Annotated in this window: 14 protein-coding genes; 1 reads left to right on the top strand and 13 read right to left on the bottom strand. The window is 69.8% G+C overall.

Annotation, left to right across the window (positions count from 1 at the left end; translation table 11 throughout):
* Positions 1-2 precede the first annotated feature (2 nt).
* The 9 genes from K1J60_RS15580 to K1J60_RS15540 form a co-directional block, all read right to left on the bottom strand.
* Entirely contained in the window at positions 3-1,400 is a 1,398-nt protein-coding gene (locus K1J60_RS15580; protein WP_220646745.1) for an AI-2E family transporter, read from the bottom strand.
* Positions 1,401-1,565: 165 nt separating this feature from the next.
* Entirely contained in the window at positions 1,566-2,291 is a 726-nt protein-coding gene (locus tag K1J60_RS15575; RefSeq protein ID WP_220646744.1) for an aggregation-promoting factor C-terminal-like domain-containing protein, read from the bottom strand.
* Between the two features lie 386 nt (positions 2,292-2,677).
* The gene (locus tag K1J60_RS15570; RefSeq protein ID WP_220646743.1) at positions 2,678-4,003 is read right to left on the bottom strand and encodes a PhoH family protein; all 1,326 of its coding nucleotides are present in this window, start codon (positions 4,001-4,003) and stop codon (positions 2,678-2,680) included.
* A 326-nt stretch (positions 4,004-4,329) separates the two neighbouring features.
* Entirely contained in the window at positions 4,330-5,103 is a 774-nt protein-coding gene (locus tag K1J60_RS15565; RefSeq protein ID WP_220646742.1) for an isoprenyl transferase, read from the bottom strand.
* Positions 5,104-5,718: 615 nt separating this feature from the next.
* Positions 5,719-6,498 (bottom strand): class I SAM-dependent methyltransferase, encoded by a 780-nt coding sequence (locus tag K1J60_RS15560; protein ID WP_220646741.1) that lies wholly within the window; start codon positions 6,496-6,498, stop codon positions 5,719-5,721.
* Positions 6,499-6,670: 172 nt separating this feature from the next.
* On the bottom strand, positions 6,671-7,204 hold the full coding sequence (locus K1J60_RS15555) for a carboxymuconolactone decarboxylase family protein (protein WP_220646740.1): 534 nt from the start codon (positions 7,202-7,204) through the stop codon (positions 6,671-6,673).
* 74 nt (positions 7,205-7,278) lie between these two features.
* Positions 7,279-9,630 (bottom strand): ABC transporter permease, encoded by a 2,352-nt coding sequence (locus tag K1J60_RS15550; RefSeq protein ID WP_220646739.1) that lies wholly within the window; start codon positions 9,628-9,630, stop codon positions 7,279-7,281.
* Positions 9,627-10,331: an ABC transporter ATP-binding protein gene (locus tag K1J60_RS15545; RefSeq protein ID WP_220646738.1), complete on the bottom strand. Its 705-nt coding sequence runs from the start codon at positions 10,329-10,331 to the stop codon at positions 9,627-9,629. The genes K1J60_RS15550 and K1J60_RS15545 overlap by 4 nt, the downstream gene beginning before the upstream one ends.
* Complete coding sequence (locus tag K1J60_RS15540; protein ID WP_033531809.1) at positions 10,328-10,852, bottom strand: PadR family transcriptional regulator; 525 nt, start codon at positions 10,850-10,852, stop codon at positions 10,328-10,330. The genes K1J60_RS15545 and K1J60_RS15540 overlap by 4 nt, the downstream gene beginning before the upstream one ends.
* A gap of 334 nt (positions 10,853-11,186) precedes the next feature.
* Between K1J60_RS15540 and K1J60_RS15535 the strand changes: the two genes are divergently transcribed.
* On the top strand, positions 11,187-13,574 hold the full coding sequence (locus tag K1J60_RS15535; RefSeq protein WP_220646737.1) for a transglycosylase domain-containing protein: 2,388 nt from the start codon (positions 11,187-11,189) through the stop codon (positions 13,572-13,574).
* 159 nt (positions 13,575-13,733) lie between these two features.
* Here K1J60_RS15535 and K1J60_RS15530 read toward each other — a convergent pair whose 3' ends face one another.
* The 4 genes from K1J60_RS15530 to K1J60_RS15515 all read right to left on the bottom strand — a co-directional run bounded on the left by K1J60_RS15530 (position 13,734) and on the right by K1J60_RS15515 (position 20,182).
* Complete coding sequence (locus K1J60_RS15530; protein WP_220646736.1) at positions 13,734-15,848, bottom strand: ATP-binding SpoIIE family protein phosphatase; 2,115 nt, start codon at positions 15,846-15,848, stop codon at positions 13,734-13,736.
* 343 nt (positions 15,849-16,191) lie between these two features.
* Positions 16,192-16,884, bottom strand: a complete 693-nt coding sequence (gene fomD / locus K1J60_RS15525; RefSeq protein WP_220646735.1) for a cytidylyl-2-hydroxypropylphosphonate hydrolase — start codon at positions 16,882-16,884, stop codon at positions 16,192-16,194.
* Positions 16,885-16,998: 114 nt separating this feature from the next.
* Entirely contained in the window at positions 16,999-18,384 is a 1,386-nt protein-coding gene (locus K1J60_RS15520; RefSeq protein ID WP_220646734.1) for a class II fumarate hydratase, read from the bottom strand.
* A 130-nt stretch (positions 18,385-18,514) separates the two neighbouring features.
* Positions 18,515-20,182: a fumarate hydratase gene (locus K1J60_RS15515; protein ID WP_220646733.1), complete on the bottom strand. Its 1,668-nt coding sequence runs from the start codon at positions 20,180-20,182 to the stop codon at positions 18,515-18,517.
* Positions 20,183-20,246: the final 64 nt, after the last annotated feature.

The following is a 20,246-nucleotide window of genomic DNA, read 5'->3' as shown; positions in this document are numbered from 1 at the left end:
CCCTAGGCGGTGTCGTGCAGTTCCCGCGCCTGCTGCTCGTCCGCGTACGCGCGCAGCGACCCCACCACCGTGTTGGTGACGGCGACCAGCGGCACGGCCACCACCGCACCCCCGATCCCCGCGATCATGCCACCGGCGGCGACCGCCAGCACGACGGCCAGGGGATGCACCCGGACGGCCCGGCCGAGGATGAACGGCTGGAGGATGTGCCCCTCGATCTGCTGCACGGCGAGCACGACGGCCAGCGTCATGACGGCCGTGAAGACACCCTGTGTCACCAGTGCCACGACGACCGCCAGCGCGCCCGAGACGACCGCACCCACCAGCGGGATGAAGGAGAACAGGAAGATGAACACGGCCAGCGGGACCGCCATCGGCACGTCCAGGAAGTAGATCCCCAGGCCGATGAAGATCGCGTCGATCAGCGCCACGACCACCGTGCCGCGCACATACGCCGTCAACGTCTGCCAGGCGCGCGGCCCGGCCGCCGAGACCCCCGGCCGGGCCGCCGCCGGCACCAGCTTCAGGGTCCACTGCCAGATCCGCTTGCCGTCGTAGAGCAGGAATAGGGTGGAGAACATCGTCAGGAGGATGCCGGTGAGCGCTTCGACGATGACGGTCACGCCCTCCAGTCCCGCCGAGGTGATCGTGTCCGTGTTGTCGCTGATCGCCTCGCGGAGGTTCTTCGCGATGTCGTTGATCTGGTTCTCGGTGACGTGGAACGGGCTGTCGAGCAGCCAGCGCTGCAACTCGTCGATGCCGTCCTGGATCTGGTCGGAGAGGTCGTCGATGTTCTCCATGACCTGCCAGGTGACGAACCAGCCGATCAGTCCCATGACGATGAACCCGAGGGCGGCGGTCAGCGCGGTGGCGAGGCCGCGCGGTACGCCGTGCCGGGTCAGCCGTGCCACGGTCGGCTGGAGCACGGCGGTGACGAGCAGAGCGGCGGTGAACGACAGCACCAGCAGCCGTACGGAGCTGATGACCCGCATCAACACCCAGACGGTGCCCGCGAGCACGAGCAGCCGCCATCCGGCCTCGGCCGCCACCCGCATCCCCCAGGGCACCGCCGACGCGGGATCCGGACGCGTGGAGAGGACAGGGGCGGTCGGCCGACTCCGAGAGCCCGCGGACCCGGCAGAACCCGCCGCACCCGTGGGGCCGGTGGAACCACCCGCCTCAGCAGTCGAATCAGAGCCGCCCGTACCGTCGTCGCCAGTCCCGGTCCCGGTCCCAGCCCCGGTCCCAGTCCCAGGCCCGGCTGCGCCCCGGCCGTCTTCGGAGGCGGCCGACCCTTCCGCGTCCTCCGCCTCCATCTCCGCCCGGCGTCGCTCCAACCGCTCGCCCCACCCGCTCAGTCCGGCGCCGAGCCGGCCGAGCCACCCTGGAACTCGCGACATCATCCGTCCTCTTCCCCCGCCGCTCCTGTGGGTCACCACTCCTCCCGGAGGTTGCGATTCCTCTCGGGGGCTCCGACCGTACATGCCCGAAGCCCCCCACCAAAGGACGGCGGAGGGCTTCGCAGGGTTGAGCGGCGGATGGGCGTCACCCCGTCGCCGACCGGCCTAGTACCAGTGGTTGGCCTGCCAGAACGACCAGGCCTCGCACGGGCTGCCGTAGCGCGATTCCATGTAGTTCAGGCCCCACTTGATCTGTGTGGCCGGGTTGGTCTGCCAGTCGGAACCGGCGGACGACATCTTCGAGCCGGGCAGGGCCTGGAAGAGACCGTAGGCACCCGAGGAGGGGTTGACGGCCTTGTAGTTCCAGGTGGACTCGTGGTTCACGATGTTGCTGAAGCACGTCCACTGGTCGCTGGCCACGACCGCCTTCGCCATCGCCTGGATCTCGGCGATGGTGTACGAGCTCTGCGCGGGGATGTCACCGAGAGAGCCGGCGGCAGCGGACTTCGACTTGGCTTCAGCCTCCGCCGCTTCCTTCGCCTTGCGCTCCTGCTCGGCCTTCTCCGCGGCCTTCTGCTTGTCGATCGCGTCCTGGGCCGCCTTCTTACGGGCGGTCTCCTCGGCGTCCTTGCGGGCGCTCGCGTCGGCGGCGATGGCCTGGGCGTCGGCCTGAGCAGTCAGGGACGCGGTCTGCACCTGGGCCTGCTGGCCCACAGGTATGTCGGCGAGCAACGTGGTGTCGTTCGCGACCGCCTCGGCGTCGTCAGTGGTCGTCTGGGCGGTGCTGCCCGAGGCAACTCCGACGACACTGCCGACTGCGGTGACCGCGGTGGCCGAGGCCACTGCGAATCCCCGGACCGAAATCCGGCTCACACGGTTTCCTTCCAGCATCGCCCGCCTCGGTGACCCTGGCGGACGCAATCGTGCCCCTGACGCTGGCCTCCCAACTGCGGGGTCACGGAGGCGCGGGCCCGACGGGCAACTCCCTTGCGGGAGCGCCGTGTGGTGCTCGGGCGGCATACGACGACGCTGTGGAGTTGACGTGGTGGTGCTGTTGTTCCGTACCGCTGGGGGTACAGGTGTGTCGTATGCGGGGCCTGACAGGAATGAGACTCTGCCGTAACCCGACACCGGGAGGCAATTCAGTGGTGAGTGTGAAAGCTCACACCTCGTTTGACGCTGGAGATTCCAGGAAACCCCCACGCACCGAAGCGCCGCCCGGCTAGGCTGCTGAGCCTTTTGCCGGGCGGCGCCCCGGGGTTGGTGCGGAAGTCGTGCTAAATCTGCCCGTCCTCCAGCATTTCGGTCACAAGGGCCGCGATCTGGGACCGTTCGGACCTCGTCAACGTGACGTGGGCGAAGAGCGGGTGACCCTTCAGCTTCTCGACGACCGCGACGACACCGTCGTAGCGGCCGACGCGCAGATTGTCGCGCTGGGCGACGTCATGGGTCAGAACGACCCGTGAATTCGCCCCGATCCGGGACAGAACGGTCAATAGGACGTTCCGCTCCAGGGACTGTGCCTCGTCCACGATCACGAACGCGTCGTGCAGGGAACGGCCGCGGATGTGCGTCAGCGGCAGAACCTCCAACATCCCGCGTGCGGTGACCTCCTCGATGACCTCGCGGCTGGTGACCGCGGACAGCGTGTCGAAGACCGCCTGCGCCCAGGGGCTCATCTTCTCGGACTCGGAGCCGGGCAGATAGCCGAGCTCCTGCCCGCCCACCGCGTACAGCGGCCGGAAGACCATCACCTTCTGGTGCTGGCGCCGTTCGAGCACCGCCTCCAGACCCGCGCACAGCGCGAGCGCCGACTTGCCGGTGCCGGCCCGACCGCCCATCGACAGGATGCCCACGTCCGGGTCGAGCAGCAGATCCAGCGCGATGCGCTGCTCGGCGCTGCGCCCCTTGATGCCGAACGCCTCCCGGTCGCCGCGCACCAGACGGACGTTGCCGTCGGGCGTCACCCGGCCGAGCGCCTTGCCGCGCTCCGACTGGATCGTCAGGCCGGTGTGGACGGGGAGCGTGCTCGCCTCGGGGACATGGATCGACCCTTCCTCGAAGAGGATGTCGACCTGTTCGCCCGGCAGGGTCAGCTCGGACATCCCGGTCCACCCGGAGGCGTCCGTGATGGCCAGCTCCGCGCGGTACTCCTCGGCGAGGAGGCCCACGGAGGACGCCTTGATCCTGAGGGGGAGGTCCTTCGACACCACGGTGACGTCGAAGCCCTCGGCCTGCAGGTTGCGGGCGACCGCGAGGATCCGGGAGTCGTTGTCCCCCAGGCGGTAGCCGCTCGGCAGCACGCTGGGATCCGAGTGATTGAGCTCGACCCGTACGGTGCCGCCGAGGTCCCCGATCGGGATGGGGGCGTCGAGACGGCCGTACCGGACCCGGAACTCGTCGAGCAGGCGCAGGGCCTGCCGGGCGAAGTAGCCGAGCTCGGGATGGTGCCTCTTCGCCTCCAGCTCCGTGACCACCACGATCGGCAGCACGACTTCGTGCTCGTCGAAGCGGCTCAAAGCATTCGGGTCGGCCAGCAGGACGCTGGTGTCGAGAACGTAGGTGCGCCGGTCTGGCATACGGCGCTTTGTGCTGGTCACCACGGAAGGACGTACCCCCTCGGATGAGGTCGGGGAGCGACGGGTTCGAACTGGGCCGGTCGTCGGCACCGTTGCACGGGCCGGTGACCGGCCCTCCGCTGCTTCGTCCGTGCTGTGACCGCACGATCGGGCTGGTGCAAAGGGCCTCCCGGGCGGACGGCCCCGAGCCGCCCGCTGAGATCCGACACCCGTGGTTCGGGCATCGACCTGACTGGCTTATGCCCTCGAACGTGCGCTGCCATGCCAAGCGGTACGACGGCGGCCCGGTGAACTCCTCGTTACTTCTGTCCCGGTGAGGGTCCTGCGCACCTCACCCGTGGGGCGGAGTCTCAGCCTCCGTAACGGCGGTGTCGCGCGGCGTAGTCACGCAGGGCGCGCAGGAAGTCCACCTTCCGGAAGGCCGGCCAGAAGACGTCACAGAAGTAGTACTCGGAATGGGCGGTCTGCCAGAGCATGAATCCGGACAGCCGCTGCTCGCCGCTCGTACGGATCACCAGATCCGGGTCGGGCTGGTCGACGGTGTAGAGGTGGCTGCCGATCAGGTCCACGGAGACCTCCTCGGCGAGTTCCTCCATCGAGGTGCCCCGCTCCTGCGCGTCCTGGATCATCGACCGGACGGCGTCGGCGATCTCCTGGCGCCCGCCGTACCCGATGGCCACGTTGACCAGTATCCCGTCGACGTCCGCGGTGGCCTCCTCGGCCTCCTTGAGCGCGCGCTGCATCCCGGGGGACAGCAGGTCCAGCGCCCCGACGTGGTGCACACGCCAGCGGCCGTCGGCGGCGAGGGAGCGGACGGTGTCCTCGATGATCCCGAGCAGCGGGACGAGCTCTTCCTTCGGGCGGTTGAAGTTGTCCGTGGAGAGCAGCCAGAGAGTGACGACCTTCACGTCCGTCTCGGTGCACCAGCCGAGGAACTCCTCGATCTTGTTGGCCCCCGCCTGGTGGCCCTGCACCGTGGTGGAGCCCGCGGCCTTCGCCCAGCGGCGGCTGCCGTCCACGATCACGCCGATGTGCTTGGGCACCTGGGCGTGGTCGAGGTGACCCTCGACCCTGCGTGCGTAGACCTTGACCAGCAGGCCGCGCAGTTTGTCGCGCAGGTTCACGTCTTCCAGCCCCTCCGGTGCGGTGGCAGTCCCCTAGGTGGGCAGAGCCTACCGGGGCTGGAGGCCAACTGCGCCAAGGGGTGTGCGGGGTCGGCGGGTGCCCGGGGCCCAGGGCGCGGCCTCTTCGGAGGGCCGCCTTCCGGGCAGAAAAAACGGGCCGGTCCGTGGGGGGGAGACGGACCGGCCCGAGGGGGGGTTTCCACCATAACCCTTCGTGAGTGATGCTGCGTGCATCGGCGTGCCACAACTACTCTCCGGAGCCGGACGACAGCGCGGCGGTGAGCGCGGAAGCCTTCATTCAGGGCGTGATCGAAGGGTGATCATGGCCGAATGCCAGCGGATTCCAAGGGAGAATGAAGGAATCTCGGCGGGAATGTGGGGTTTGCGTATCGTTGTGCGACTTCCGGGGAGAAGCGCTCCGGCGCCCCCGTACGGGTGAAGCGTCGGCAGAACGCGCGCTTGACGCCGACGACGGGGTGCCCGGCGTCGCGCAGCCCCCTCCACTGCGCGAGGCCGTGCCGCGCAGCTTTGCTGGCGCGAATTACCTTGGTCTGAACCTACGCGAGTAGACCCGGATAAGCCAAGCCGCGGGCGATAACGATGTGGACAACCGGCTCAGGCGGTCGGCGGCCTGCGGGCCTCGAACAGATGGCGGGCGCTGTGCGCGACAAAGGGCCCCTCGGCCTCGATCCGCTCGTGCAGGGAGCGGAGCTGGGGCAGATACGCCTCGACGGTGAAACCGGGCACCATCCAGACGACCTTCTTCAGGAAGTGCACGACCGCGCCGATGTCGTAGAACTCCATCCGCAGCCGCTCGGCCCGCAGATCCACGATCTCCAGACCGGCCGCCTCGGCGCCGGCGCGTTCCCCGTCCGGATGACGGGCGCTCCGGTTCTCCTCCGGCAGGGGACCGGTGAAGTGCTCGACGAGTTCGTAGGCGCTGCTCGGTCCCACATGCTGCGCGAAGTACGTGCCGCCGGGCCGTAGCACCCGGGCGATCTCCGCCCAGTGCGCTCGCACCGGGTGCCTGCTGGTGACCAGGTCGAACGCCCCGTCGGCGAACGGCAGCGGCGCGTCCTGCGCACTGGCCACCACCACCGCGCCCCGGGGGTGCAGCAGCGCGGTCGCCTTCGCGACGTTCGGCGGCCACCCCTCCGTGGCCACGGTCAGCGCCGGAAGCCGTGCAGCGGAAGCGAGCACCTCACCGCCCCCGGTCTGGATGTCCAACGCCGCCGAGGCCCGCCCGAGCCGCTCGGCCATGGCCCGCGCGTACCCCCACGACGGCCGTGCCTCCGTGGCCCGCCCCTCGAACCACGAGAAGTCCCATCCGTCGGTGGGCACGGCATCGCCTTCGGCGACGAGTTCTTCGAAGGTGGGGGAGGGGAGGGAGGCCATGGGGTGAGCTTTGCAAGAAAGGCGAGGTACGCGCGAGCGCATTTCCGAAGGGCCGCGGCTCCTTCGGGGGCGCGGGGAACCGCGCGATCAGCCACCTTCGAGCCGCGACCGCCCTACGACCCCACCCCCCCGCTCCCAGGCGATTCCAGGCCACCCGTCCCACCCCGGCGCCCTACTCGGAGAGAACCGCCTCCGCCTCCAACGTGACCCCCACCGCCTGCACCACCGAAGCCACCCGGAACGCCTCCTGCACGGTCTCCCGGCTCACACCGGCCCCGCGCAGCACCCGCTCGTGCGAGTCCAGACACGCCCCGCACCCATTGATCGCGGACACGGCGAGCGCCCACAGCTCGTAGTCGACCTTGTCCACCCCGGGATCACCGATGACATTCATCCGCAGCCCCGTCCGCAGAGCGCCGTACTCGTGGTCGGACAGCAGATGCCGCGTACGGAAGAAGACGTTGCTCAACGCCATCGCCGCGGCCGCGGACTTCGCCGCGGTGTACGCCTGAGGCGACAGCCGCGCCCTCGCCTCCGGCGCCAGCTCGCGCAGCACGATCGCCGAACGCGAGGCGATGGCCGTGGCCAGCACCGTGCCCCACAACCGCTGCGCCGACAGCCCGGAGTCACCGAGAACCGCGTCGAGGTTGCGACGCAGGTCCTTGGCGTAGTCCGGAATCAAGGACCTCAAGGTGTCGAGCGACATGCCGTCCTCACTCCCGGGGCGAGCGGTTGACGGGGTCCAGTGTGACGGTGCCGAGGCGGTGCCGCGGCACCGGCCTACTCCGTACGCAGCCCCTCCGGCCGCATCATCCTCATCAGCGGTGGCATGCTCAGCGCGGTGACCAGGACGACGACGCCCGCGCCGATGCCGGTCATGGCCAGCACCCCCGACCAGTCGACGGACACCTTCACGTTCGTCATCCGCAGCAGGACCGCGCCCAGGGTCACCCCGACCGTCGAGGCGAGGACGAGGCCGAGGGTGATCGGGATCGCCGTCTGCCACAGCACGGACAGGCCCAGCGTGCGACGCCGGGTGCCGAAGGCGACCAGCGCCGACAGCAGCTTCCTGCGTTCGCGCAACTGCTCCAGCTGGGAGACGAGCAGGCTCGCGCCGATGAGGGTGAGCACGGCGGCGGCACCGACCAGCAGCCCGGTGCGGATGTCCGCGAACTGGTCCACCCGCCTCGTCGTCTCCCACTCCCAGGTCCGGATCAGCGGATCGATCGCCACGGCGGCGTTGCGCACCTCGTCGAGCGCGTCCGGCACCTTGGGGTCGGTGCGTACGTAGATCGTGCCGTAGAACTCGCTCTCCGTCTTCGCCGGAAGGGCGCCGGGGGTGGCCAGCAGCCCCACCGTCCCGTTCCGCAAGGCGTCGACGCGCTCCGGCACCTCGCGCACCGCGGCCGGCAGCTTCCAGGCGATCTCGGCGCCCTGCTCGTCGCCGGTGTACGTCGGGTCGAAGTAGAGCGTCTTCCCGGGAACGGCCGGCTCCGTCACGCTCGGGTCGTCCGCGGACTCCACCCGGAAGACGTCGCCGTCGCGGCAGGAGGGGATCGTCGCCAGTTCGCGCAGCGCGGCGCAGTCGCCGACGGTCAGGTCCGTCAGCAGCTCGGGGTCCTTGGCCGTGGCGGAGACCGCCGCGCTGGACAGCGCGGCGGTGGTCTGTGCGCCTCTGGCCCGCTTCAGCTTCTCGCCGACGACACTCACCCGGGCGTCCTCCGGCAGGACGAGCTCCAGCTGTGCCCGCGTGGTGTCCTGCCCGGTCGGTACCTCGTACCGGGCCTCGATGCCGGAGAACAGCATCTGCAGGGCGATCGCGCCGGCCACCGCCACCGCGATGCCGTTGACCATGCGGGCCGCCGTACCGCTGCTCAACTGCAGCCTGCGTACGGCCAGTTGCCAGGAGACGGCGCCGGAGCCCAGCCGGGCGACGAACGCCTCGACGACCCAGGGCAGCAGTGCGGTGATGCCGACCAGCAGCAGGACGACACCGCCGGTCACCATGTACTCGTTGAACTCCCCGTTCTCCGAGCCCTGGCCGATCATCGGGTAGAGCAGGGCGAGGCCGGCGAGCGGCGGCAGCAGTCGCCACCAGAGCCTGCGGCGCGGCGGCTTGGCCTTGCGGACCACGCCGAGGGGCTCGATGACCACACCGCGCAGCGCGAACAGGGTGACGAGGATCGCGGCGGTCGGCACCGCGACCGCGACCAGCAGGGCCAGACCGGGGGAGGGGTCGAGGTCGCTGGGGAACACACTGATGTCGAACACCTCGACGGAGCCGGCGACCGCCCTGCCGAGCAGGAAGAAGCCGGCGCCGAAGAGCAGCCCCAGCAGGGAGCCCGCGAGCGCCTCACCCGCCGCGATCCGACGGGTCATCCGTCCGTCGGAGCCGACCAGCCGCAGCGCCGCCAGCCTGCGGTCGCGCCGCTCGCCGCCGAACCGTACGGCCGTGGCGATGAAGACGGCGACCGGCATCAGCAGCACCACGAAGACGACCAGGGTGAGCAGGAGGAGGATCGGGTCGACCTCATCGTCGGGCAGGCCGGTGGTGTCCATTCCGAACGCGTCGATCCGCGCCACCACCGAGCCGTCGACCCGGTCGGCGATCTCCTTGCTGCCGGCGTAGTAGACGAGGTCGGTCGAGCCGATGAGCCCGGCCTGGCCGATGGTGCCCACCATCTCGTACGGCAGGCGCTCGCGCAGGAGCTTCCCGGCGTCGGACTCCAGCAGCTCGGACAGGGCGGGGGAGACGACCATCTCGCCCGGCGCGGGGAACTCGGCGACCCCGGGCGGCAGCGGCGCCTTCGCGCCCTCGGGCTGGAGGAGCCGCCCCCGGATCTCCCGCTGCCGGTACTCGGTGTCGGTGTCGGCGATGACCAGGCTCTCGCCGGTCGGCTTCGACTGGTCGTCGAGGTAGCCGATCGACCGGTCCTCCCGGGCCTCCGCACGGGCCTCCCGAGCGGACAACAGGTTCGGCACCGCCGCGGTGAGCAGCAGCAGCGCCACCCCGAGTCCCACCCCGACGGCGGTGAGCACGGCACGCACCCACCCCTCGCGGCCCCCGGTGAAGGTGAACCGCATCCCCATCGCCAGGTCCCGGTACCACTGGCGGAACACGGCGGAACTCATATGACGCGCTCCATGTCCCGGGACCTGCCGTCGCGTACGACGATCTCGCGGTCGGAGTACGCGGCCACCCGCGCCTCGTGCGTGACCAGGACGACGGCGGCGTTGGTGGACCGGGCGGCGTCGGTGAGCAGTTCCATCACCCGCTCGCCGTTGAGGGAGTCGAGCGCCCCCGTGGGCTCGTCCGCGAACAGCACCCGCGGGTTGGTGACCAGCGCCCGTGCGACGGCGACCCGCTGGCCCTGGCCGCCGGAGATCTCGCCGGGCCGCTTGCGGGCGAGGTCGTCGACCTCCAGGCGCTGCATCCAGCCGAGGGCAGTCTTCTCGGCCTCCTTGCGGGAGGCGCCGTTCAGCCGCAGCGGCAGCGCCACGTTCTCCACGCACGTCAGCTCCGGCACGAGCTGGCCGAACTGGAAGACGAACCCGAACTCGCTGCGCCTGAGCGCGCTGCGCTGGGCGTCGTTCATGGTGGCCATCTCGCGGCCGTTGTACGTGATCGAGCCCGAGTCGGGCGGCACGATCCCGGCGAGGCAGTGCAGCAGCGTCGACTTGCCGGAGCCGGAGGGGCCCATCACCGCGACGACCTCGCCGGGGTGGATGGAGAACTCGGCGCCGTCCAGCGCGGTGGTCGGGCCGTAGGACTTGCGCAGATCGGTCGCGACGAGCAGGGAACCGGCGGGGGCCGGCGAGGAGGTCGGGTTCACCGGGTCACCGCCTCGGCCAGCTTGCCCAGTCGGGCGGCGGTCAGCTCCAGCCATCGCAGATCGGCCTCCAGGTGGAACAGGGCGTGGTCGCAGATCAACTGGTCGGCCAGGTCGCCCTTGCGCTTGCGGTCGGTGAGGATGCGCATCATGCGCAGGTGCTCGGAACGCTGGGTGTCGAGGATGTCGGCCGCGTTCCGGTCGGTGAGCAGGGCGAGGACGACCTTCGTGTAGAGGGTCGACTGCAGATACGGCTCGGGCTTCTCGGGTGTCGCGAGCCACCGCTGGACATCCGTGATGCCGGCCTCGGTGATCGCGTACCGCTTGCGCTCGGGGCCGCCGCCGGGCTCGATGCCGTCGACCTCGACGAGGCCGTTCTTCAGCAGCCGCGACATCGTCGAGTAGACCTGGCCGTAGTGCAGCGGCCGGTCGTGACCGAACTTCTCGTCGAAGGCCCGCTTCAGGTCGTAACCGTGTCGGGGCCCGGACTCCAGGAGTCCCAGGAGGGTGTGACCGATGGACATGAGCACGACTGTACACACGGGGTATACACCGCACGTATACATGCCGTGTATAGCCCCTCGTCGGATGGTGAGAGGGCGCAGGTCAGAGCTGATTGTCACGGTTCTGTCACCGAGGCCGTCAGGAACTGGTGAGTCGAGTGGGGCAACCATCGCCCCTGCTGGAACGTCCGTTCCGGTGGGATGAGGTCTGTGGACACGCGTCGCGCGTGCGCTTTGTCACGTCGCCACAGAGCGGACCGACTCCCTCTTGTCATGGTCCTCGGTGTTAGCTTGCTGAGCCGACAAGACCCGAGTGACGTATGAGACCGAGCAGAATGCGGAGCGGACCGGAGCCATGGGACGAGCGGAAGAAAGACGAGCGCGGCAGCGCGGCGGTCGCCGCGCGGCGCCCCAGCGCTCGTCCGGGGGCGAAGCGGGCACGACGACCGTCATAGGCGCGCCGGAGGGCGGCGGCCGGGCGGCGGCGCGCGCGGCGGCCAAGGCCGGCGGCAAGAAGCAGCAGAAGAGCCAGCAGAGCTTCCTGCGCCGCCTCTTCACCTGGAAGAAGATCCTCGGCACCTTCTTCGGTGTCTGTCTGCTCGGCATGGGCGCCTTCATCGTGCTCTACCTGATGATCGACATACCCAAGGGGAACCCCGAGGCGCTGCAGGAGAGCAACGTCTACAAGACCTCCGACGGCAAGATCTTCGCCCGCACCGGCGACACCAACCGCGAGATCGTGGAACTCGAGGACGTCCCCAAGCCGGTCCAGCTCGCCTTCGTCGCCGCCGAGAACAAGACGTTCTACTCGGACCCCGGCGTCGACTTCAAGGGCATGGCGCGCGGTGTGATCAACACCCTCTCCGGCAAGGGCAAGCAGGGTGGCTCGACCATCACCCAGCAGTACGTCAAGAACTACTACCTGACGTCCGACCAGACGGTGACCCGCAAGCTCAACGAACTGGTCATCTCGCTGAAGCTGGAGCGCAACGAGTCCAAGGACTACATCCTCGCGGGCTACATCAACACCAGCTACTACGGCCGCGGCGCCTGGGGCATCCAGGCCGCCGCCCAGGCGTACTACCAAAAGGACGCCAAGGACCTCAACGTCCGGGAGGGCGCGTACCTCGCCGCCCTGCTCCAGGCTCCCAGCCAGTACGACCTGTCCACCGCCACACCGACCGGCAAGAAGCTGGTCACCGCGCGCTGGAACTACGTGCTGGACAACATGGTCGAGATGCAGGATCTGACCAAGCTGACCGCCTCGGAGCGGGAGGGCATGAAGCTCCCCAAGCCGAAGGAGCCCCAGGCCGCCCCCGACATGGAGGGTCAGAACGGCTACCTGGTCACGGCCGCCAACAACCAGCTGGCCAGGCAACTCGTGGCCAACGACGCGGCGGACAACCTCGAAGAGGCCAAGACCAAGATCGACGCGGGTGGCTGGACCGTCACGCTGAACATCAACCCGAAGAAGCAGGCCGCGCTGGAGAAGGCCGTGAAGCAACGCCTCACCAGCAAGCTCGACCCGAAGAAGCGCAAGGTCGACAAGCACATCCAGGCCGGCGCCGTCTCCGTGGACCCGAAGACGGGCAAGGTCGTCGCCATGTACGGCGGTGTCGACTACGTGAAGCACTTCACGAACAACGCCACCCGCCGGGACTACCAGCCCGCCTCCACCTTCAAGCCGGTCATCCTCGCCGCGGCCGTCGACGAGGACGCCGAGACGCAGGACGGCGACCCGATCACCGCCAGCACGGTCTACGACGGTGACAGCCGGCACAAGGTCACGGACGACGGCACCGCGGTGGGCTTCGCCCCGCCGAACGAGGACAACGTCAACTACGGCGACGTCACCGTGCAGGCCGCCATGAACAAGTCCATCAACTCCGTCTTCGCCCAGATGGGCGTCGACGTGGGCATGGAGAAGGTCATGGAGGTCGCCGGGAAGCTCGGCATGGACACCGAGGGCATGGAGGCCGTGCCCGCCCAGACCCTGGGCTCCATGGGCGCCAGCCCGCTGGAGATGGCAGGCATCTACGCCACCCTCGACAACCACGGCAAGAAGGTCACCCCGACCATCATCGCCTCGGCCGAACACCGCGACGGCGAGGTCGAGTTCCCCGAGCCGATCGGCGAGCAGGTCATCAGCGTCGAGGCCGCCGACACGGTCACCTCGGTCCTCACCGGCGTGGTCGACGACGGTACGGCCAAGACCTCCGTCCGTGACAACCCGGCCCGCAACGGCCAGCAGGTCGCCGGCAAGACGGGTACCTCCGACGAGAACCGCTCCGCCTGGTTCACCGGCTACACGCCGAACCTCGTGACCTCCGTCGGCCTGTTCGGCGAGGACATGAGCAAGAACGGCAAGCACGTCTCGATGTACAACGCCCTCGGCGAGCCCCGGATCAACGGTGGTGGCTTCCCGGCCCGGATCTGGGCCACGTACACCTTCGGCGTGATGGGCAAGACCACCAAGTTCGACCTGGACACCAAGCAGGGTGCCGCGGTCGCGCCGACGGAGTCCCCGACCCCGTCGGCGACGCCGTCCGAGACTCCTTCGGAGACGCCGTCCGAGACCCCGTCGGAGACGCCCACCACGGACGAGCCGACCAGCGAGCCCCCGACGACCCCGGAGACCACCCCGGAGGAAACCCCGGAGACCACCCCGGAGGAGACCCCGACGGGCGACGACGGGGGTATCGAGTTCCCGACGAACCCGAACGATCCCCAGGTGGACGACTAGCGATCGAGAAAAGCGGAGGGCGCCCGGTGAACCACCGGGCGCCCTTTGCGCGTCTGGGGGCCGCAGGCCCCCCAGGGGCGCGGGGAACTGCGGGAGAAGTCCCACCGCACCCGCACCCGCCGAACTCACGGAAGCCCTACGGCGCTCCCGCGAAATCCCTCACGCCTGGTTGAGCTCGAACCACACGACCTTCCCCGCACTCAACCGAGTGGCCCCCCACCGCTTCGCCAGCCGATTGACCAGGTAGAGCCCACGGCCCCCCTCGTCCGTCGCCCGAGCCTGCCGAAGCCGGGGCAGCTGAGGCACGTCGTCGGTGACCTCGCACCGCAGCACATCGGTCCGCAGCAACCGCAGGGTGACGGGCCGCGTCGCGTACCGCACCGCGTTCGTCACCACCTCGCTGATGAGCAGCTCGACCGAGTCGGTCAACTCCTCAAGGCCCCATCGGGACAACGCGTGCCGGGCCAGCCGACGCGCCCGCCCCGGGGCCATCTCCTCCGGCTCCAGGAACCAGTAGGCGACGTCGCTGGGAGCGATCCCATCGAAGCGCGCGGCAAGAAGCGCGATGTCGTCGTCGCGGTCCCCCGGGCCGAGCATGTCCAGCACCTCGTCGCACAGCGCTTCCAGCGGCGGAGGGTGATCCGGCCCGGTCAACTGCGCGGTGGCGGCCAGCTTCTCCCGCAACTGCTCTATCCCGGTCCACACGTCCCGCAGCCGGGACTCCACGAGCCCGTCGGTGTACAGCAGCAACGTGCCACCGGCCGGCGCGTCCAGCTCGACCGCCTCGAAGTCCACCCCGCCCACACCGATCGGCGCGCCCGGCGGCACCCGCAGCACCTCGGCACGCCCGCCGAGATGCAGCAGGACCGGCGGCGGATGCCCGGCGTTGGCGATGGTGATCCGGTGCGATACCGGGTCGTACACGGCGTACAGACAGGTCGCCATGCGATCCGTACCGAGCCGCTGGGCCTGCTCGTCGAGATGGTGCAGCACTTCCTGCGGCGGCAGATCCAGCCCCGCCAGCGTCTGCGCGGTGGTCCGCAGCTGACCCATGATCGCGGCCGAGGTCATCGAATGACCCATCACATCACCCACGACCAGCGCGACCCGGCTCCCCGGCAGGGGAATCGCGTCGTACCAGTCGCCGCCGACCCGCGCGGTCTCGGCGGCCGGCAGATACCGGTGCGCGAGCCGCACGCCGGTGCACTTCGGCAGCGCCTCCGGCAGCATCGTGCGCTGCAACTCGTCGGCGATGTACGCCTCGCGGCCGTAGAGCACCGCCTTGTCGATGCCGAGCGCGCTGTGCGTGGCGAGCTGGGCGGCGACCAGCAGATCGTCCTGCTCGAACGCCATCCGCTCCGGGCGGCGCAGGAACACCGCCGCGCCGATCACCCGGCGCCGCCCGCGCAGCGGGGCGAGGATCGCCCGCTGGCCGGTCGGCACGGTCAGTTCCGCGTCCGGGCCCAGCAGTTCCGGCAGCGCGTCGTGCGCGGCGGGCGCGTCCGCGAAGACCGGGCGCACACCCCGCAGCACCTCGGCGAGCGCCCCTCCGGGCCGTACCTCGCACTGCTCGGCCGTGACGACCGCGAGATCGACGGGCTGCTCGGGCTGGAGCGACGAGGGCATGAAGCCGCCCTCGGTGTCCCGCTCCTCCGGGATCCGGTCGGTGCGGCGCAACCGCAGCACCATGGGCCCGGTGGGCCGCTCGTCACCGACCGGCAACGGCTCGCGCAGATAGACGAGGATCGCGTCCGAGAACGTCGGCACGGTGGCCCGGCACAGACCCATCACGATCTCGTCCAGGTCGATGCCCCGGGCGATCCGCCGGGTCGCGGCGCCCACGAAGCGCAGCCGGTCGCCGTCACGCCGCATGGGCATGGGAGCGCCGGGCGGCACTCCCTGCCCGCCGCGCCGCTCCAGGCCGCCCGCCGCCGAGCCGGACCGGTCCGGCTCACCGCCGGGCTGCGCCGGGATGGTCTCCGGCGCGGGCCTCGGGCGGTGCGGATCGGGCTCGGTGGCCGCGGGCTGCGAGTGCTCGGAGAGCGCCGGCTGGGCGTGCTCCGAGGGCGCCTGTCCGCTCTTCGCGCACGGGGCCGCGGTGCCCGGCTCGGCCGGTGCGTCACCCTTGCGTGCCTGAGCGGGTAAGGCCGTGGCGGGCGCGGTGCGCATCGGCTCCTGGGTACGCAGAAGCGCCCCGCGGGGATCCGTGGGGCCGGCGCCGCCCTGAGGGCGCTCGTGGGAGGTGGGGTGCTCCGTCACGCGTGTCGAATCCATCCGTCCGGGACTGCGCGTCGTGAGCGCAGTGCGTCCCGCAAACCCGATCCTTCGTCCCGCAGAAAGGCCGATACCCGGATTACGTGTCCTGGGAACGGAATTCCCGCGTGGTCAGAGGCAGTTCCTGTGGCACACACGGTACCGGCGGGCTCGCCGAAGGGCAGTACTGCCCGTCCGTCGGGCCGTCTCCGGCTCGCCCCGGTGTAACACTCGTACCCCTTGATCACGTCTTGCCGCCCCTCGGTGACGTACGGTCAAGCCCTGCCCGAACTGCGGGAGTTGCCCCTGTGAACCATTGCGGAGGACGATCCTACGGTTGCGGACCGGGGGCGCATCAAGGGTCTCATGAGGACAACTGCGCGGGCGTACGGTCCCAGTCTTCCGGGAGAGACGGTACCCCCCACGCCGGATTCGGGCGCCAGTGCTGCCAGCCGTCCGAGAACGGCGGGCCCCACGCGCGGATCACCTCGACCGCCGACAGCCCCGCCTCCCGTACCCCTCGGGCCGCCGACGCGTCCATCAGACCGTCCTGCTGGGCCTGCGCGAACTCGTCCTCGTCGAGCCAGTTCCACGTTCGGTCCGGGTACACGCAGATGTCCAGGAAGTGGTCCTCGGAGTCCACACCGCCGTCCCAACGGGCCAGTGGCGTCTCCAGATTGACGTACCAGTTCTTGAAACGCCAACCCTGCTCCCAGAACAGCCACACCGACCACGGCTCGCCCGGCCGCGCCAGCTTCAGCACCCCCGAGCCGGACCAGCGGCCGAGCCGCACCCCGCGCGGCTTCTTGTAGCGGGACGTCAGGGGTTCCGAGTTCAACGAGGTGCCGTCCGCCAGCACGGGCCGTACACACTCGGTACCGGGCGCCATCCACACGGCCAGCAGTTCCGCGTCGTCGCGCACCACTGTGACCGGACGCGCGATGTGGAAGCTCTCGCCGCCGTTCTCCCGGTAGCGCCACAGGATCTGACTGCCGGGCTCCCAGAACGCCGTCGACCCGCCCGCTTCCACTCGTCTCACCACTCCGTCGTCTCCCATGCGCAGATATTAGGTGTCATGCGCATACGACGCTGCGGCACCGGTCACGGTTCACGCCTTGGCGGGAATCGGTTACCCGGAGGACACCCACGAAGGCCGGAACTCGCCGTCCCGTCACGGCCGCGTCATCCGCAGTACATCCAGCGCCTCGTCGAGCTGCTCCAGTGTCAGATCGCCACGCTCCACGTAGCCGCTGTCCAGGACGACCTCGCGGATGGTCCTGCGTTCCGCGAGCGCCTTCTTGGCGACCTTCGCGGCCTCCTCGTATCCGATGTACTTGTTGAGCGGGGTGACCACGGACGGGGACGACTCGGCGTACTCACGGGCCCGCTCCCGGTCGGCGACGATCCCGTCCACGGTCCGGTCGGCGAGCAGCCGCGAGACGTTCGCGAGGAGCCGGACGGACTCCAGGACGTTCTTGGCGATCACCGGCAGCATGACGTTGAGCTCGAAGTTGCCGGAGGCGCCCGCCGTGGTGACCGTGACGTCATTGCCCGTGACCTGCGCGGCGACCATGAGCACGGCCTCCGGGATCACCGGGTTGACCTTGCCGGGCATGATCGAGGAGCCGGGCTGGAGGTCGGGCAGGGAGATCTCCGCCAGACCGGTCCGCGGCCCCGACGCCATCCACCGCAGATCGTTGGCGATCTTGGTGAGGGAGACGGCGATCGTACGGAGCTGGCCGGACGTCTCGACGATCCCGTCCCGTGCGCCCTGCGCCTCGAAGTGGTCCCGCGCCTCGGTGAGCGGCAGTCCGGTGACCCGCGCGACCTCCGCGATGACGGCGGCGGAGAAGCCGGGCGGCGTGTTGATGCCCGTCCCCACCGCCGTTCCCCCCAGGGGGAGTTCGGCGAGCCGGGGGAGCGAGGCCGTGAGCCGCTCGACGCCGTACCGCACCTGGGCCGCGTAGCCGCCGAACTCCTGGCCGAGAGTCACCGGTGTGGCGTCCATCAGATGTGTACGACCGGACTTCACGACGTCCGCGAACTCCACGGACTTGCGGGCGAGGGCGTCGGCGAGATGCTCCAGGGCCGGGATCAGGTCACGCGTCACGGCGGCGGTGGCGGCGATGTGGATGGAGGACGGAAACACATCGTTGGACGACTGCGAGGCGTTGACGTGGTCGTTCGGATGCACGTCGCGCCCGAGCCGCTCGCTCGCCAGGGTGGCGACGACCTCGTTGGTGTTCATGTTCGAGGACGTCCCGGAGCCCGTCTGGAACACGTCCACCGGGAAGTGCTCGTCCCAGCGGCCCTCCGCGACCTCCTCGGCCGCCTCCCGGATCGCCTCGGCGATGTCCTTGTCGAGCACGCCCAGTTCGGCGTTGACCTTCGCGGCCGCGCCCTTGATCCGGGCCAGGGCCTCGATGTGGGCACGCTCGATGTGCTGCCCGGAGATCGGGAAGTTCTCGACCGCCCGCTGGGTCTGGGCCCGCCACTTGGCGTCCGCCGGCACGCGGACCTCGCCCATGGAGTCGTGTTCGACGCGGTAGTCACTCATGCCCGGTACAGCGTCCCGGCCGCCCGTGGTGTTCCCGGCCTTACCCCGTGAGGGTGACCATGACGCGCGGCGGCGGGCCCCGGTCCCGGGGCCCGCCGCCGTCATGACTCCTCAGGTGTCCGAGGGGGCGCTACGCCAGCCCGGGCCCCCGCACCGGGATCGACGTGAACGTGGGTGCCGGGGCCGGGTCCTTGAAGAAGTCGTTGCCCTTGTCGTCGACGACGATGAACGCCGGGAAGTTCTCGACCTCGATCTTCCAGACGGCCTCCATGCCGAGCTCCTCGTACTCGACGACCTCGACCTTCTTGATGCAGTCCTGCGCGAGGCGGGCGGCGGGGCCGCCGATGGAGCCGAGGTAGAAGCCGCCGTGCGTCCCGCACGCGTCCGTGACCTGCTGCGACCGGTTGCCCTTCGCCAGCATCACCTTGGAGCCGCCGGCTGCCTGGAACTGCTCCACGTACGAGTCCATCCGCCCGGCCGTCGTCGGACCGAACGACCCCGACGCGTACCCCTCGGGAGTCTTCGCCGGTCCCGCGTAGTACACGGGGTGGTCCTTCAGGTACTGCGGCATCTCCTCGCCGGCGTCGAGCCGCTCCTTGATCTTGGCGTGCGCGATGTCGCGCGCCACGACCAGCGGCCCCGAGAGCGAGAGCCGCGTCTTCACCGGGTACTTGGTCAGCTCGGCGAGGATGTCGTCCATCGGCTGGTTGAGGTCGATCTCGACCACGTCGCCGTCGGACTCCAGGTGCTCGTCCGTGGTCTCCGGCAGGAACCGCGCCGGGTCCGTCTCCAGCTGCTCCAGGAAGACGCCCTCGGCGGTGATCTTCGCGACGGCCTGGCGGTCGGCCGAGCAGGACACGGCGATCGCGACAGGGCAGGAGGCACCGTGCCGCGGCAGCCGGACGACCCGCACGTCGTGGCAGAAGTACTTGCCGCCGAACTGCGCGCCGATCCCGATCTTCTGCGTCAGCTCGAAGACCTTCTCCTCCAGCTCCTTGTCCCGGAACCCGTGCCCGAGCGGCGACCCCTCGGCCGGGATCTCGTCGAGGTAGTGCGCGGAGGCGTACTTGGCGGTCTTCAGCGCGTACTCGGCGCTCGTGCCGCCCACCACGATCGCGAGGTGGTACGGCGGACAGGCGGCCGTACCCAGCGAACGGATCTTCTCCTCCAGGAACTTCATCATGGAGGCCTCGTTGAGGACGGCCTTCGTCTCCTGGTAGAGGAAGCTCTTGTTGGCGCTGCCGCCGCCCTTGGCCATGAACAGGAACTTGTACGCGCCGCCGTCGGTGGCGTACAGCTCGATCTGCGCCGGCAGGTTCGACCCGGTGTTCTTCTCCTCCCACATGGTGAGCGGAGCCATCTGCGAGTAGCGCAGGTTGAGGTTCAGATAGGCGTCGTAGATGCCCTGGGACAGGGCCTTCTCGTCGCCGCCCGCCGTGAGGACGTTCTGCCCGCGCTTGCCCATCACGATCGCCGTACCGGTGTCCTGGCACATGGGCAGCACACCGGCGGCCGCGATGTTCGCGTTCTTCAGCAGGTCGAGCGCGACGAACTTGTCGTTGCTCGACGCCTCGGGGTCGTCGATGATCCGGCGGAGCTGCGCGAGGTGCGCCGGACGCAGATAGTGCTGGATGTCGTGGATCGCCTCGGCGGCCAGCTTGCGCAGCGCCTCCGGCTCCACCTTGAGGAACGTCCGCCCGTCGGCCTCGAAGGTGGAGACACCCTCGGAGGTCACCAGCCGGTACGGGGTGGTGTCCTCTCCCATGGGGAGCAGATCGGTGTACTCGAACTCAGGCATGTCGCCCATTCCTCACTCGGCACTCGGCGCTCGGCGCTCGACAAGACGGCGCGGCTGGCCTCCA

This window comes from Streptomyces akebiae, from assembly GCF_019599145.1.
GTDB classification, from domain to species: Bacteria; Actinomycetota; Actinomycetes; order Streptomycetales; family Streptomycetaceae; genus Streptomyces; species Streptomyces akebiae.
Note: the sequence above shows the minus strand (reverse complement) of the source record. Positions and strands in the feature narration are given on the sequence as shown.

Bases quoted from the DNA above. Each gene is read 5' to 3' on its own strand.
- K1J60_RS15550 (WP_220646739.1), bottom strand. From the start codon at position 9,630: ATGAGTTCCGCCGTGTTCCGCCAGTGGTACCGGGACCTGGCGATGGGG.
- K1J60_RS15555 (WP_220646740.1), bottom strand. From the start codon at position 7,204: ATGTCGCTCGACACCTTGAGGTCCTTGATTCCGGACTACGCCAAGGAC.
- K1J60_RS15520 (WP_220646734.1), bottom strand. From the start codon at position 18,384: ATGAGTGACTACCGCGTCGAACACGACTCCATGGGCGAGGTCCGCGTG.
- K1J60_RS15535 (WP_220646737.1), top strand. From the start codon at position 11,187: ATGGGACGAGCGGAAGAAAGACGAGCGCGGCAGCGCGGCGGTCGCCGC.
- K1J60_RS15530 (WP_220646736.1), bottom strand. From the start codon at position 15,848: ATGGATTCGACACGCGTGACGGAGCACCCCACCTCCCACGAGCGCCCT.
- K1J60_RS15560 (WP_220646741.1), bottom strand. From the start codon at position 6,498: ATGGCCTCCCTCCCCTCCCCCACCTTCGAAGAACTCGTCGCCGAAGGC.
- K1J60_RS15575 (WP_220646744.1), bottom strand. From the start codon at position 2,291: ATGCTGGAAGGAAACCGTGTGAGCCGGATTTCGGTCCGGGGATTCGCA.
- K1J60_RS15540 (WP_033531809.1), bottom strand. From the start codon at position 10,852: ATGTCCATCGGTCACACCCTCCTGGGACTCCTGGAGTCCGGGCCCCGA.
- K1J60_RS15580 (WP_220646745.1), bottom strand. From the start codon at position 1,400: ATGTCGCGAGTTCCAGGGTGGCTCGGCCGGCTCGGCGCCGGACTGAGC.
- K1J60_RS15515 (WP_220646733.1), bottom strand. From the start codon at position 20,182: ATGCCTGAGTTCGAGTACACCGATCTGCTCCCCATGGGAGAGGACACC.
- fomD (WP_220646735.1), bottom strand. From the start codon at position 16,884: ATGGGAGACGACGGAGTGGTGAGACGAGTGGAAGCGGGCGGGTCGACG.